11 protein-coding genes, 2 pseudogenes and 1 other annotated feature are annotated in these 14,880 nt (G+C 66.2%); of the genes and pseudogenes, 8 read left to right on the forward strand and 5 right to left on the reverse strand.

The features are described from left to right. Window positions 1-440: integrase core domain-containing protein (locus KW83_RS05815; RefSeq protein ID WP_036176089.1), on the forward strand; the 440-nt coding region annotated here is incomplete at its 5' end. Here KW83_RS05815 and KW83_RS05820 read toward each other — a convergent pair. After that, window positions 410-838 (reverse strand): DinB family protein, encoded by a 429-nt coding sequence (locus tag KW83_RS05820; RefSeq protein WP_051928305.1) that lies wholly within the window; start codon window positions 836-838, stop codon window positions 410-412. The genes KW83_RS05815 and KW83_RS05820 overlap by 31 nt on opposite strands. Before the next feature lie 83 nt (window positions 839-921). Here KW83_RS05820 and KW83_RS05825 point away from each other — a divergent pair, with 83 nt between their 5' ends. The 4 genes and pseudogenes from KW83_RS05825 (at window position 922) to KW83_RS05845 (ending at window position 4,949) form a co-directional block, all read left to right on the forward strand. Then, a complete protein-coding gene (locus tag KW83_RS05825) occupies window positions 922-2,322 on the forward strand; it encodes an aminotransferase-like domain-containing protein (RefSeq protein ID WP_051928306.1) in 1,401 nt (466 codons plus the stop codon). Continuing rightward, window positions 2,319-2,531, forward strand: a complete 213-nt coding sequence (locus tag KW83_RS05830; protein WP_036176092.1) for a LysE family transporter — start codon at window positions 2,319-2,321, stop codon at window positions 2,529-2,531. The genes KW83_RS05825 and KW83_RS05830 overlap by 4 nt, the downstream gene beginning before the upstream one ends. Before the next feature lie 67 nt (window positions 2,532-2,598). After that, a pseudogene (locus KW83_RS05835) lies at window positions 2,599-3,564 on the forward strand (IS481 family transposase); the annotation flags it as partial. Window positions 3,565-3,568: 4 nt separating this feature from the next. After that, window positions 3,569-4,949: pseudogene (locus KW83_RS05845) on the forward strand (IS3 family transposase). Continuing rightward, window positions 3,856-4,009, forward strand: a sequence feature (AL1L pseudoknot). (Overlaps the previous pseudogene by 154 nt.) 476 nt (window positions 4,950-5,425) lie before the next feature. Here the strand turns inward: KW83_RS05845 and KW83_RS05850 are convergent. From KW83_RS05850 to KW83_RS05865, 4 genes are all read right to left on the reverse strand, one after another. Beyond that, window positions 5,426-6,985 carry a Ppx/GppA family phosphatase gene (locus KW83_RS05850; RefSeq protein ID WP_036176098.1) on the reverse strand — a complete coding sequence of 520 codons (1,560 nt, stop codon included), beginning with the start codon at window positions 6,983-6,985 and terminating at the stop codon, window positions 5,426-5,428. A gap of 103 nt (window positions 6,986-7,088) precedes the next feature. Then, on the reverse strand, window positions 7,089-9,266 hold the full coding sequence (locus KW83_RS05855; protein ID WP_036176101.1) for an RNA degradosome polyphosphate kinase: 2,178 nt from the start codon (window positions 9,264-9,266) through the stop codon (window positions 7,089-7,091). Beyond that, the gene (locus KW83_RS05860) at window positions 9,263-9,973 is read right to left on the reverse strand and encodes an HdaA/DnaA family protein (RefSeq protein WP_051928307.1); all 711 of its coding nucleotides are present in this window, start codon (window positions 9,971-9,973) and stop codon (window positions 9,263-9,265) included. Before KW83_RS05860 ends, KW83_RS05855 begins: the two co-directional genes overlap by 4 nt. Continuing rightward, on the reverse strand, window positions 9,970-11,073 hold the full coding sequence (locus tag KW83_RS05865) for an AI-2E family transporter (protein WP_036176104.1): 1,104 nt from the start codon (window positions 11,071-11,073) through the stop codon (window positions 9,970-9,972). The genes KW83_RS05860 and KW83_RS05865 overlap by 4 nt, the downstream gene beginning before the upstream one ends. 115 nt (window positions 11,074-11,188) lie before the next feature. Here KW83_RS05865 and KW83_RS05870 point away from each other — a divergent pair, with 115 nt between their 5' ends. The 3 genes from KW83_RS05870 to KW83_RS05880 all read left to right on the forward strand — a co-directional run bounded on the left by KW83_RS05870 (window position 11,189) and on the right by KW83_RS05880 (window position 14,831). Then, window positions 11,189-11,989, forward strand: a complete 801-nt coding sequence (locus KW83_RS05870) for a hypothetical protein (protein ID WP_036176107.1) — start codon at window positions 11,189-11,191, stop codon at window positions 11,987-11,989. A 60-nt stretch (window positions 11,990-12,049) separates the two neighbouring features. Beyond that, a complete protein-coding gene (gene proS / locus KW83_RS05875) occupies window positions 12,050-13,384 on the forward strand; it encodes a proline--tRNA ligase (protein ID WP_036176110.1) in 1,335 nt (444 codons plus the stop codon). 256 nt (window positions 13,385-13,640) lie between these two features. Then, window positions 13,641-14,831, forward strand: a complete 1,191-nt coding sequence (locus KW83_RS05880) for a PQQ-dependent sugar dehydrogenase (RefSeq protein WP_051928309.1) — start codon at window positions 13,641-13,643, stop codon at window positions 14,829-14,831. Window positions 14,832-14,880: the final 49 nt, after the last annotated feature.

The following is a 14,880-nucleotide window of genomic DNA, read 5'->3' on the forward strand; positions in this document are numbered from 1 at the left end:
GCCGCTTCCTGCGGGACCTGGGGSGCGCCGCGCCGATGAAGATCACACGTGTTCTCACCGACAACGGCAAGGAGTTCACCGACCGGCTGTTCGGCCTGCGCAAGCGCGCGGCCACGGGCAACCACGAGTTCGACCGCCTCTGTGCCGACCTCGGGATCGAGCATCGCCTCGCACCACCGATGCGGCCGCAAACCAACGGCATGGTGGAGCGCTTCAACGGGCGGATCGAGGACGTCCTGCAGAGTCATCGCTTCCGATCAGGCGAGGACCTTGAGCAGACGATCCTGCGCTATGTCCGCCTCTACAACGGCCAGCTCCCGCAATCCGTCCTGAAGGGCAGAACGCCTATCGACGCCCTCAAGGACTGGCATCGCCAAAAGCCAAGGCTCTTCAAAAAGCGGCCATACAATCAAGCGGGATCTGACAGATATGTCGCATGATTGACTAGGTGGAGCAGGATATCCTCACGGGTCATTGCGCCCTGCCCACCCCCAACAAACGTGAACTCGATCGTTTCGGCCAGATCGCTGGTCGTCCAGTCCCTTGCACAGCGCACGTAGTAGCTGTTCATGGCGCGCAGCCGCGTTGCCACTTGTGGAAAGTCGAGAACACTGGCCCGATGCCGCGCATCATGGCCATGGGAGCGACCTTCCAGATGCGCCTGAAAGATCTCTCCGACGACCAGAGTATGATCGAACGTACCCGCAATCGACTTGAAGAGAGCATCGCGCGGCGCACTTACGGCGTCCTGTGGCAGCCTTTCGGCGGCGGAGAGCATCACATCGTCGGCCCACTCCATGTAGGCTGTCATGCGGTGACAAAGCGAAAGCGCAGGCATTGAATATTCTCCTTGATTTTCCATGAAATGAACTGTCCTAATGTTCCGATCAAGGTAATCATTGTACTCGGAGCAATTTTCGCTTGAAGCCCTATACCGAAATCGCGGATCGTATTGCGCTGCGGATCGCGACCGGAGAGTTGCCCCTGGGTGCGCGCCTGCCCCCGCAGCGCGACTTCGCCCACACCGAAGGCATCGCCGTCTCGACCGCCAGCCGCGTCTACGAAGAGTTGCGCCGCAGAGGTCTCGTCGTGGGAGAAGTCGGGCGCGGCACCTTTGTCGCAAACCGGTTCCGGCCACTCGATCCTGCCTTGCAGGAGCCTTCGGGCCGCGGCATCGATCTGGACATCGTCTTCAGGTTAAGCGCGGAGGGGCGAGACCGTATCGCCGCATCGACAGTGCGCTTTTTCCGCCAAGGGTTGGAACAATCCGCGGTTGCACCATCTTCGGCGTCGACCGAGCCTTCGGCAGCTTCGGTCTTCGCCGAGATTGTCGGCTCTACCGAGCACCCTGTTTCTCCCAACTCGCTCGTCCTCGTCGGGAACGGCAAGCAAGCCATCTCGACCTGCCTGGCCGCTCTGGCCCCTCGCGGTGGGCGCATCGGCGTCGAGACGATGACCTATCCTTACGTGGTTGCCGCCGCCCGCCAGCTTGGCATCGATCTCGTTCCCCTTGCAATGGACGCCGAAGGGGTGACGCCAGTCGCCCTGGATCGTGCGGCGCAGACGGGACTACAGGGCGTTTATCTCCAGCCGACGTTGCAAAGTCCCCTCGTCCTGACGATGTCGGAGGACCGCAAGCAGCGCATCGCCGACGTGCTGAAGAGCCACCAGCTAAGTGCGATCGAAGACCGCATCTACAGCTTCCTCAAACCGACCGTGCCGTTGGCCGCCTATGCGCCCAACAATGTCATTCGCACCGACAGCCTTTCAAAGAGGCTCATGCCGGGTCTTTCCTTGGGTATCATCGCACCACCAGAGCCGATTGCCGACGCGATTAGGCGCGCGGCACGATCCGGCGGTTGGATGGCGCAGAGCCTCGCCGTTCAACTCGCCCGGCATTGGATCGAGGACGGAACTGTCGCCTCCGTCGAGATGAGCAAGCGGCATGAGGCGCGCCAGATGTTCGACGTTGCGGCGAGGACGCTCGCAGGTCTCGACTTTTCAGGCGCACCGGAAGCCCTGCACGGATGGCTTACCCTCCCAAAAGGCTGGCGTAGTGAAACCTTTGCAGCAGCCTGCGCCGAGATAGGCATCGCCGTCGCGCCAGGGAGTGCTTTCGCAGTGGTCCCTGGTGCGGCCCCGTCCGGGGTCAGAATTGCCTTCTCGGCAAACGACCTGACGATCTGGACCTATGCCCTGAGAGAAGTGGCACGCATTGCAAAGAGCGCGCCAACAGAACTGGCGCAAGTCTTCTCCCCTGCCAGCGCCGTGGCCAGCACAGCCGCAGAAAGAAGACCCCGTTCCGACAGGAGGCCCAGATGATCGGAGACATCAATCTTGCTCTGATCCTGCTGGCGCATCTTGCTGCCAGCGCAAGTCCGGGACCCGCGACACTTGCGATCGCAGGCACATCGATGGCGCGGGGTCGCCCCTCCGGGCTCCTGCTCGCCTCCGGCATCGTGATCGGATCACTTACCTGGTCTCTGGCGGCCGCTTTTGGCCTAGGTGTTCAGTCCCGAACGATCACATAGACTCTCGCCGGTCTGCGCTCTTCATGGCAAGGTCGTTTCTGCGTGAGGTTCGGGATGGGGGACGATCATGCTGATCTCTCTTCACAAGCAGGCGACGACGACACCCAGGATCAGAGCTGCGATGCAGGCGAGCGATGAGCCGGCGTGGATGGTTGCGGAGCGCTACAGCATCTCCGAACAGACGGTCTGGAAGTGGCGCAAGCGGGATGGCGTTCACGACCACAGCCACACCGCGCACAGGCTGCAGACGACGCTGACCCCTGCCCAGGAGGCGGTTGCCGTAGCGTTGCGGAAGGCTCTGCTGTTGCCGCTCGACGACCTGCTGTCCGTCGTTCGCGAGTTCCTGAACCCGAACGTCTCGCGCTCCGGGCTGGATCGCTGTTTGCGGCGACATGGGGTGAGCAAGCTCCGCGACCTCACACCAAAGGCGCCGAAGCCTGCGCACAAGCCTTTCAGGGCCTATGAGCCCGGCTATCTGCATGTCGACGTGAAATACCTGCCGCAGATGCCGGACGAGCAGCGGCGACGCTACCTCTTCGTGGCGATTGACCGTGCGACCCGATGGGTCTTCGTCCGCATCTACCCAGCGAAGACGGCCGCCAACGCGCGCCGCTTCCTGCGTGACCTGGAGCGCGCCGCGCCGATGAAGATCACACGTGTTCTCACCGACAACGGCAAGGAGTTCACCGACCGGCTGTTCGGCCTGCGCAAGCGCGCGGCCACGGGCAACCACGAGTTCGACCGCCTCTGTGCCGACCTCGGGATCGAGCATCGCCTCGCACCACCGATGCGGCCGCAAACCAACGGCATGGTGGAGCGCTTCAACGGGCGGATCGAGGACGTCCTGCAGAGTCATCGCTTCCGATCAGGCGAGGACCTTGAGCAGACGATCCTGCGCTATGTCCGCCTCTACAACGGCCAGCTCCCGCAATCCGTCCTGAAGGGCAGAACGCCTATCGACGCCCTCAAGGACTGGCATCGCCAAAAGCCAAGGCTCTTCAAAAAGCGGCCATACAATCAAGCGGGATCTGACACCTATGGAACGAGACAACAGAGCGAACCGGTATTCACCTCAGACCCGCGAACGCGCGGTTCGAATGGTTCTGGAGAACTTGGGCAATCATAAGGACCGGTCGGCGGCGATCCGGGCGATCGCGCCGAAGATCGGGTGCAGCCGCGAGTCCCTTCGCCGCTGGGCAGCACAGTCGGAGATCGACACCGGTGGCCGGAATGGCGTGACCAGCGAGGAGCGCGCCCGGATCAAGGATCTGGAACGCGAGGTTCGAAACCTGCGGCAGGCGAATGAGATCTTGAAGAAGGCCGGTGCGTATTTTGCCCAGGCGGAGCTCGACCGCCCGTTCAAGCGATGATCGATTTCATCGACGAGTTCGGCATGAGGCCGCCATCGGTCCGAGGCCCATGCCGGACGCGTCCAGCATGGGGTCGAGCCGATCTGCCGGGTCCTGCCGATCGCCCCATCCGTTGCCCGGCAGGCGATTGCGAAGCAATCTGCCGAGAGGGGACCTACCAGCCCACGCTGCGACGGCCCGCGATCCTTCGCGTGCGAGCGATCGCGCCCGGCGGGATGCCAGGCTTGTGCCGGAGGTCCAACGGGTCTGGGAAGAGAACTTCCAGGTCTATGGCGTGCGCAAGGTCTGGCGACAGCTGCGCCGCGAAGGCTTCGATGTCGCCCGCTGCACAGTGGAGAGGCTGATGAAGAAGTCGGGAATACAGGGCGTTATCCGTGGCAAATCCCAGAAGACGACGATCCCGGATCCGGCGCTGCCATGCCCGAAGGACAGGGTGAACCGCCAGTTCCGGGCGTCGGCGCCGAACCGGCTCTGGAGTCGTCCATCGGGGCGCCATCGGTTCAGGCCCGATGGACGACGATTTCACCTACGTCTCGACCTGGCAGGGCGTCCGGCATGGCCCTCGGACCGATGGCGGCCTTATGCCGAACTCTACGTCGCCTTCGTCATCGACACCTTTGCCGACAGGATCGCCGGCTGGCGCGCTTCCCGTTCACGGCAAACGCAGTTCGTCCTCGATGCCCTCGAACAGGCACTCCACGAGCGCCGCCCGGGCGAGGGTCTGACCCATCATTCGGATCGTGGCGGTCAATATCTGTTGCGACGCTACACCGAACGGCTGGCCGAAGCGGGCCTCGAGCCATCGGTCGGATCCGCCGGCGACAGCTACGATAATGCCCTGGCCGAGACGATCATCGGGCTGTTCAAGGCCGAGGTCATCCACCGGCTCGGCCCTTGGAAAACGGCGGACGCGGTGGAATGGGAGACGCTGCGATGGGTGGATTGGTTCAACAACCGACGCCTGCTCGGGCCCATCGGAAACATCCCGCCAGCCAAGGCGGAAAGGAATTTCGCTGATGCCGACGTCAACCTCGATATGGCCGCCTGAAACCAACTAACCAGCCTCCGGTGAAACCTGGGCGGTTCATCGTGTCCGCAAAAAAGGGGCGGCGGCTGATGAAGGCGCACGATCCGAACCCGCGACGGCGAAGGCGTTCGTCCGCACGACCGACAGCGATCGCGATGGACCGATCTTGGCGTTCGCGGCGAATGGCCGAGGGGCGCATTCCAGTGTGGCGGCAACAAAGCACCGCGGATGTCATGCACCGGACGGGCCGCCCTGAAGGTTGGCTGGCCGCCCGAAACGGTCCGCCTCCAGCGTAGGACCGTGCGCCAACTGCGCGCTCCGACACTTGCACGCGACCTCTGAGCCCGGCGCAATTTGCGCGCCTATACGTCCAATGCGGCGCCAGCACCGGTTTCGGCGGCGCCGCCTTGTTCGGGCAGAACGCTCTTGATGCTGACGCCGGCGGCCGTTCTGTGTGCACAGGCCAGGCCCTGATCGGCAGGAAGCGCCCGCGCGCTCTAGCCGGCGCCGTCACCGCGCAGCTTGCGCACCTCAGACGTGGCGCCGAGCGCGTCAACCAAGGCCGCGAACCGCGCCTGGGCCACCTCTCCGAACAGGTCGTGCGCATCCTCCGCCAGGCGCAACTCCAGATGCTTTTTCTTGGGGAACCAGCGCAACTCACCGTGGCTGAGCGGCGTCTCGGCAGAAAACATCGCGCCGAAACGCATGGCGCGGCCCAGCACCTCCGCCTCGTCCATCTCCGACGTGTCCAGGATGCCCAGCATCTCGTCGAACCGGGTCCCCATGCGGGACCCCTTGTAGCGATGCAGCAGCGCCAGGCCCAGGAACACCCGCTCGGCATGGGTCATGCCGCCCAGATTGGCCCGGGTGGCGCTGTCGAAACAGGCGTCGTGGCGGTAGTCGGGATGGGCGCGCCAGTTCACATCATGGAGCAGGCAGGCCGCCCGCACGATCCTGAGCCGGGACGCTTTGGCCGACCGGAACAGCGGCAGGATGAAATGATACAGCGCACGCCCGAAGCCGGGCTGGCGCGCGTCCTTCTGCTCGGAGAACCGGCAGGCCTCGATCAGCGGGTCGCGGTCGCGGAGCGGCTGGGGCATCTGCTCGAACAGCACCCCTTCCCGGATGCCGTAGGAGGAGATCGCGATTTCCGCCGGTTTCAGCGCCTTGACGACCTCCTTGAGCACCAGGCTGGCGAGCGGGACCAGCGCCATCCGGCTTTCGCCGATGCCGGTGGCGCTGCGCAGGTCCGCGACCGACGACTTCTGGATGAACTTCACCGTCTCGCGCACGTCCCGGGGCGACATGCGGTATTCGTGCAGGACGTGCAGCGGGTAGCCGCGCCGCTCCATGTCGATCCGCGCGATGGCCCGCCAGGAACCGCCCACCAGGAACAGCCGGTCGTGGCGCGCGCCGACCGCGTCGCCCAGCGCGGCCACGGTGCTGCGGATCTCTGCTCGGACGGCCTTCTGCCCGCCCTCGATCCCCAGAAGCCGCAGCGGCCCCAGCGCAGAGGTCATGCAGCGGCCGACCTGGCCGTCGTTGACCAGCGCGAGTTCCATGGAAGAGCCGCCGATGTCGCAGACCAGACCCCGCGCCCCCGGCCAGCCGACGAAGACGCCCTGCGCCGACAGGCGCGCCTCTTCCTCGCCTTCGATGATGGCGATGCGGATGCCGGTCTCGGCCTCGACCTCATCGCGAAAGGCGCGGCCGTCCGCGGCCTCGCGCATGGCGGCGGTGGCGATGGCGATGACCGGGGACGCGCCCATCCCGTCGATCAGTTTGCGGAACCGCCGCATGGCCGACATGGCGCGGCGCTTGCCCTCGGGGTTCAGCCGGCCGGTCTCGGCAAAGCCGGCGCCCAGGCCCGCCATGACCTTTTCGTTGAAGAAATAGGCCGGCGACCGGGCGGCACCGTCGAAGATCACCATGCGGATGGAGTTGGAGCCGATGTCGATCACCGCCAGGCGCGACAGCGCCCGCGCCGCGGGATCGTCGAAGAGCGGCGGGCCGAACGGCCCGTACTCGTCGGTGCGAGGGACTTGGGCGATGGTCATGGGGCTCTTGTTCCGGGATCCGGGGGACAAGATGACACGGCCGCCCCGAAGGTCAATCGCCTTGGCGCCCCCGCGACGTTGCGAAACCGCGCGCGCTGCCCGGTCAGTCGTCGCCGTGGGTCAGTTCCGGCACATCCGCGGCGCCCGCCGACCCCCGTCCCGACAGCGACGGATTCTCCATGAAGAACCGGTGACAGGAGAACGGGCGCGCATCGTCGTCGGCGGCCGGACGCTCATAGCTGCCATCGGGGCGCAGGATCCAGCTCTGCGCGGTGTCGGCCAGGTTCGCGGCCATGATCTGCCGCACGATCTGCGCCTTCACGGTCGGATTGTTGCATTCCACCAGGGTTTCCACCCGGCGGTTGAGATTGCGGCCCATCCAGTCGGCCGATGAAATGAACACCCGCGCCTTCTTGGACGGCAGTTCGCGCCCGTTGCCGACGCAGACGATGCGCGAATGTTCCAGGAATCGACCCACGATGGACTTGATGCGGATGTTCTCCGACAGGCCCGCGATTCCCGGCCTGAGCCCGCAGATGCCGCGAACCACCAGGCTGACCTTCACCCCGCGCCCCGAGACCTCATAGAGCTTGTTGATCACGTCGGTTTCGATCAGGGAGTTCATCTTGGCCCAGATCGCCGCGGGCTTGCCGGCCTCGGCGTTCTGCGCCTCCTGCTCGAACATCTCCAGAAGGCGCGGCTTCAGCGTCAGCGGAGACACGGCGAGGTTCTCCAGATCCTCCGGCTGCGCGTAGCCCGACAGGTAGTTGAAGAGCCGCGTCGTGTCGCGCCCCAGCGCGCCGTCGGTGGTGAAGAACGACAGGTCGGTATAGATCCGCGCGGTGATATGGTGGTAGTTGCCGGTCCCGAAGTGCGAATAGGTCACCATCCGGTCGCCCTCGCGCCGGATCACGGCAGAGATCTTGGCATGGGTCTTGAGGTTGATGAAACCGTAGACGACGTGGACGCCAGCGCGCTCCAGCTTGCGGGACTGGCGGATGTTCGCGGCCTCGTCGAACCGGGCCTTGAGCTCGACCAGGGCGGTGACCTGTTTGCCGGATTCGGCGGCTTCGCACAGCGCGTCGACGATCGGGCTGTCGTGGGAGGTGCGGTAGAGCGTCTGCTTGATTGCGACCACGGCGGGATCGCTGGCGGCCTGGTGGAGAAACCGCACAACCATGTCGAAGGTCTCGTACGGGTGGTGCAGCAGCATGTCCTTCTGGCGGATCGCCGCGAACATGTCGCCCTCATGGTCCTGCACGCGCTCCGGCACGCGGGGGATGAACGACGGCCACAGCAGGTCCGGGCGGTCCTTCAGCACCAGTTCGGCCACATGGGCCACGCCGATCAGCCCGTCGGTCTCTATGGTCTCGCTCTCGGTGACCGGAAGCTCGTCCATGATGATCCGCTTCAGCCGCTCCGGCGCATGGGCCGAGATGTTCAGCCGCACGACCTCGCCCCTGCGGCGACGCTTCAGCGCGACCTCGAATTCGCGCACCAGGTCCTCTGCCTCGTCCTCCAGTTCCAGGTCGCTGTCCCGGAGCACACGGAACGTGCAGTATCCGGTCACCCTGTAGCGCGGATAGAGCGTCCCGATATGCAGCAGCAGCATGTCCTCCAGCGCCACGAAGCGGTGTTGTCCGTCGGGCGCGGGCAAGCGGATGAAGCGGTCGATCTGCTGGGGGATCGGCAGCAGCGCGCGCAGGATCCGCCCGTCGCTCTCGCGCTCCAGCTGCAACGCCAGGGAATAGCCGGTGGAGGGGATGAACGGGAACGGATGCGCGGGGTCGATGGCCAGCGGGGACAGCACCGGAAAGACGCGGTTGAGGAACGTCTCTTCCAGGAATGCGCGATCGTCGCCGGTCAGTCTGTCCGCGTCGAGGATGTGGATGCCCTCCTCGGCCATGCGGGCCGTCAGCTCGGCGAAGACGACCTGCTGGCGCTCCATCAAGGACCTCGCGTTCGCGTCGATCCGGGTAAGCTGCTGGGCCGGCGACAGACCGTCGGCGCCTGGCGTGGTATTGCCGGAAATCGCAAGCTCCCGCAGACCGGCGACGCGGACGGTGTAGAACTCATCCAGATTGGTCGCCGAGATCGACAGGAACCGCAGCCGCTCCAGAAGCGGGACTCGCGCGTTTTCGGCCTCTTCCAGCACACGCCAGTTGAAGGCGAGCCAGGAAAGCTCTCGGTTGAAGTAGCGTCCGGCGCCGGTGAGGTCCTCACCGTCGGAGGGGTCCACGGACGCGGGGAAGGGCGCGGCCAGGAAGTCGGTCTCGATCATGGCTGGTCGCCCGGCGCCGGGGTGTGACAGAGCGACGACACCCGATCCAGCGCAAGTCTGGCCAGCGGGACGGTCACCGCCTGCTGGCGGGCAAGCGACAGGCGGTCGATCTCTGTGGCCAGGGCGCGTGCAGCCGCGGCGGTGCGCGGCATCCGCGGGACGAGGAACATCAGCACCTGTGGCGCGACATCCATCCCCCGGTCCGCGAACTGCTTTTCCAGAAGCGCCCCCAGCAGCGCCTCGTCCGGAGGGTTCAGCTCGGCCGCGGTCAGCGCGCGCATCCGGCTGCGCAGGTCTGGCAGGGCCAGGGGCCAGTGAGCGGGCAGGGTGCGGCCGGTCAGAAGCAGAAAGCCGCCCGCCGCGCCCATGCGGTTGTAGAGATGGAAGAGCGCCGTTTCCGCCGCCGCGTCGCCGCCGATCGCGGGCACGTCCTCTACCGCGATGCGTCCCGCCCCGGCCAGCGTGGCGGTGTCCAAACGCGCCAGCTCCGCGGCCCCGACGATCACCGCGCCGGTATCGGCTGCCCAGACATGGGCCAGGTGGGTCTTGCCGGACGCCGCGGGTCCGCTCAGCGCCAGCCGCCCGCCCGGCCAGGGACCGCGTTCCAGGATCTCCAGCGCCGCCATGTTCGCCCGGGTGACGACGAAGGCCTGCCTTCCCAGAGCGGGCCGCAGGGCCAGGTCGAGCGCGAGCTGCTCCGGCCTCATGGCTCCTCCGACGTGCCGCGGTAGAGCGCGCTCTGGCGGTAGCGATGGGTCAGGAACCGCGCGATGACGCCCAGCGCGGCGGAAAGCGGCACCGCGACCAGAAGGCCCACGAACCCGAAGATCGATCCGAAGGCGGACAGCGCGAACAGCAGCCAGACCGGATGCAGCCCCACCGACGAGCCGACCAGCTTCGGCGTCAGGACGTTGCCCTCGACGAACTGTCCGGACTGGAAGATCGCCCAGACCACGACGATCCAGAACCAGTCGCCCCAGAACTGAAAAAGCGCCAGGCCGATGGCGAGGATCCCGCCCACCAGCGCGCCGACGTAGGGAATGAAGGTGAGCGCCCCGGCGATGGCCCCGACGATGAAGCCGAACTGAAGCCCCACCAGTCCCAGCGCCACCGCGTAATACGTCCCCAGGATCAGGCAGACCAGCCCCTGTCCGCGCACGAAGGAGGCCAGCGTCCTGTCCACGTCGCGCGCCACCTGGCGGATCGTCTGCTGGTGCTCGCGCGGGAGCAACGCGTCGATCTGGGCCACCATCCGGTCCCAGTCGATCAACAGGTAGAAGGCCACCACCGGTACGATGACGAACAGCACCAGCGTACTGAAGAGCCCGGTGACCGACACCAGCACGCCCTCCAGCAGCAGGCCCGCGCGTTCGCGCAGCGCGTTGCTGAAGTTGGTCAGCATGGTCCTGAGAGACGTCTCGATATCCGCGAAGTCGGGGAAGCGCTCCACCAGACCCGGATAGTTGGTCGACAGCCAGTCCTGCAACCGCGCCAGCAGGGACGGGGCCTGTTCGACCAGCATGGCGATCCGCTCTGACAGCATGATAGCCTGGCTGATCAGCGTGGGGATCACCAGCACCACCATCGCCACCAGGATCAGCACCATGATCACCGCGATGACCGCCACAGAGGCGCCGCGGCTCAGGCCCAGACGCTCCAGCCGGTCGGCGATCGGGTCCAGCAGATAGGCCACCGCGGCCCCCAGCAGGAAGGGCATGATCACGTTCCCGAGCCACCACAGCAGCACGAAGAACACCAGGGCGGCGATGCCCCAGTACTTGAGCTGGTCTCTGACGGGGAGGGCCATGGGCTTGTGCCTTGTTCGCGGGATGATCCCTTGTCTCGCATGGTCCCGCCGGACGCAAGCCAGGCGGCCATGCGTCGGCTGTCGCAGGCCGTCCCGATGCGCTAGGTCAGGGCCCATGAAACAGATCGTCTGCATCAACTGGGGCACCAAGTACGGCCCGCCCTATATCGACCGCCTCTACGGCATGGTCGCGCGCAACGTCACGCCGCCGTTCCGCTTCGTGTGTTTCTGCGAAGATCCCGCCGGCATCCGTCCGGAGGTCGAGACGCAGCCCCTGCCGCCCATCGACTACGAGATCCCGGAGACCAGGACCGGGATCTGGCCGAAATCCCGGCTCTGGGGCGCGCGGCTGGGCGATCTGGAGGGGCCGGTGCTGTTTCTTGACCTCGACGTGGTGGTGACCGGATCGCTCGACCCGTTCTTCGAGGCGGGCGACCCCAACCGGGTGATCTTGGCTCCGAACCCGACCAACCCGCTGGAACGGCTTGGCCAGACCAGCGTGTTCCGCTTTCCGGTGGGCGCTTTGCTGCCGCTCCAGCAGGCGTTCGGGGCGGATGCCGCGCGCATCGCCGCCGAGTACCGCTATGAGCAGCGCTTCGTGACCCGCATGGCCCCCGGCGGCGCGCAGTTCTTCCCGAAAGGATGGGTGGCGCATTTCCGCCGCCATTGCCGCAGGCCCTTTCCGCTGAACTACGCGCTGGCGCCGCGACTGCCGAAGGAAGCGCGGATCGTGATCTTCGCCGGGCACCTGGGTCCGCAGGACGCGATCGCGGGACGCTACCGGGCAGAGGGGGCCACCACCGCCCGCGCGCATCTGTCGGAATTGCTGCGGGTCCGTCCGCGCGGATCGGCCTGGGCGCATCTGCGCCATTTCATCCGCCCCGCCCCTTGGGTGGACGAGCACTGGCGCGCGTGATCTTGCGGGGGCCGGGCCGATGGCTTAGCCATCGCGACGCACCGTCCAGGAGCCCGTCCCATGCGCCTCAGCCGTTATTTCCTGCCCGTTATCAAGGAAACGCCCAGCGACGCCGCCATCGCCAGCCACCGGCTGATGCTGCGCGCGGGTATGATCAAGCAGGCCGCCGCCGGGATCTATTCGTGGTTGCCCCTGGGGTTCAGGGTGCTCAGGACGCTGGAGCGGATCGTCCATGAGGAACAGCAGAAGGCGGGCCACATCCCGATGCTGATGCCGACGTTGCAGCCCGCCGACCTGTGGCGCGAGAGCGGCCGCTTCGATGCCTATGGCGATGAGCTTCTGCGCATCCGCGACCGCCACGACCGCGACATGCTCTACGGTCCCACCAACGAGGAGATGATCACCGACATCTTCCGTGCCCATGTCGGCAGCTACCGCGAGTTGCCGCTGACCCTCTACCACATCCAGTGGAAGTTCCGCGATGAGGTGCGCCCGCGGTTCGGGGTGATGCGGGGGCGGGAATTCTACATGAAGGACGGCTACACGTTCGACCTGACCCGCGACGACGCGATCCATGCCTACAACCGCCATATGCTGAGCTACCTGCGCACCTATGAGCGCATGGGGCTGAAGGCGATTCCGATGCGTGCGGATTCCGGGCCCATCGGCGGCGACGACACCCATGAGTTCCTGGTGCTGGCCGAAACCGGTGAATCAGAGGTGTTCTACGACCGCGCGATCCTAGATCTGCGCTTTGGCGACCGGCCGGTCGATTTCGACGACCGCGCGGGCTGCCAAGCCATCGTGGACGAATGGACCGCCCCCTATGCCCGCACGGATGAGACCCACGACGCCGACCGTTTCGCGCAGATTCCTGCGGACCGGCAGATGACGTCGCGCGGCATAGAGGTCGGCCAGATCTTCTATTTCGGCACCAAGTACTCCGAACCCATGGGCGCGACCGTCTCGACCGCCGAAGGCGCTCAGGTGCCGGTCCACATGGGTTCGCACGGCATCGGCGTGTCCCGTCTGGTCGGCGCGATCATAGAGGCAAGCCACGACGACAAGGGAATCATATGGCCCGAGGGGGTCACCCCGTTCCACTGCGGCATCGTGAACCTGCGTCAGGGCGACGGCGATTGCGACACCGCCTGCGCCCGGATCGAGGGCGAGCTGGCCGCCAGGGGGCTGGAGGCGCTCTACGACGACCGGGAAGAGCGGGCGGGCGCCAAATTCGCGACGATGGATCTGATCGGATTGCCCTGGCGCATCACCGTGGGGCCGCGCGGCCTGAAGGACGGCAAGGTGGAACTGACCGCCCGCAGAACCGGCGACACCGAAGAGATGTCGGTCGCGGCGGCGATCGACCGCGTGGCGCAGATCTACGGGGTCTAGCCAGCCGGGGCCGCGAACGAAAGCGGGCCGGCCCAAAGGGCCGACCCGGATAACTCGTGACCAAGCAGATCACTCACTAAAATATCAGAGCCCGGAATATCGTGGGCTTGAGTATGGCCTATTCACGCGCGGCGGCGGGGGAAGTTTCCGGCCGGGCCGGTTTTTTGGATCACGGAATCGCGATCCGGCGTGTCGGACGTGGCGGAACACACGCGCGCCGATGCGGTTGACCTGTCTCAAAGCCCGGAGGATCCCCATGCCCACCCGTCTGATCGCCGCCGTCCTTGCATCGACGCTTGCCGCGCCTGCCCTTGCCCAGCCGGTCGAGCAGGGTCCGAAGAACGTTCCCGAATTCTCTCCCGCCTTCGACGCCCAGACCCGCGCTCCGGCCCTGCCGGAAACGCAGGTAGAGGTCGCCGAGGTCGCCGGCGGGCTCGATCGTCCCTGGGGGATCGAGGTCCTGCCCGACGGGCGCTATCTGGTCACCGAGCTCAAGGGCACGTTGCGTCTGGTGACCCGCGACGGTGAGGTCGGAACGCCCATTTCCGGAGTGCCGGAGGTGCTGTACGAAGGGCAGGGCGGACTTCTGGACGTGGCATTGGCAGAGGATTTCCAGACCAGCCGCGTGGTATTCCTGACCTATGCCAAGCCCATGCCGGACGGGCTGAACGCCACCGCCGCCGCCCGCGGTGTGCTCAGCGGCGACGGCACCGCGCTGAGCCAGGTCACCGACATTTTCGTTCAGGATCCCCCGGTCGAGCCGCCGATGCATTTCGGATCCAGGCTCGTGCCGGATGGCGCAAACGTCTATATCACGACCGGCGAACATTCGTCGCAGGCCACCCGCGTCTTTGCCCAGGACCTGGACAAGACGTTCGGAAAGGTGATCCGCGTCACCTCCTCCGGTGAGATACCCGAAAACAATCCATTCGCGGATCGAGACGGCGCCAGGCCGGAGATCTGGACGCTGGGGCATCGCAACATCCAGGGGGCGGACCTCAACCCCGACACCGGCGCGCTCTGGACCCTGGAGCACGGCCCCGCCGGCGGGGACGAGTTGAACCTGATCGAGCCGGGCGCCAACTACGGCTGGCCGCAGGTGAGCTATGGGCGTCAGTATGCCGGTCCCCTGATCGGCATCGGAAAGCCGCGCGCGGAGGGCTTCACCGAACCGCGCTACTACTGGGACCCGGTCATCGCCCCCGGCGGCTTTGCCTTTTACGACGGCGACATGTTCCCCGACTGGCAGGGCGACGTGCTGGCCGGTTCGCTCAATCCCGGCGGCCTGGTCCGCCTGACGCTGGACGGCGACACCGTGACGGGCGAAGAGCGTCTGGTGACCGACCGGGGCCGGATCCGCGACGTTGAGATCGATAAGGACGGCGCGGTGCTGCTGCTGGTCGATGCGCCCGACGGCAGCCTCCTGCGCGTCACCCCCGCCGGCTGACACCGCTTCGCCTGCGTCGCGGCGGATCGCCCGGGGTCTTGGCGCAGGC

The sequence above is a fragment of the Palleronia rufa genome (genome assembly GCF_000743715.1).
GTDB lineage: Bacteria > Pseudomonadota > Alphaproteobacteria > Rhodobacterales > Rhodobacteraceae > Palleronia > Palleronia rufa.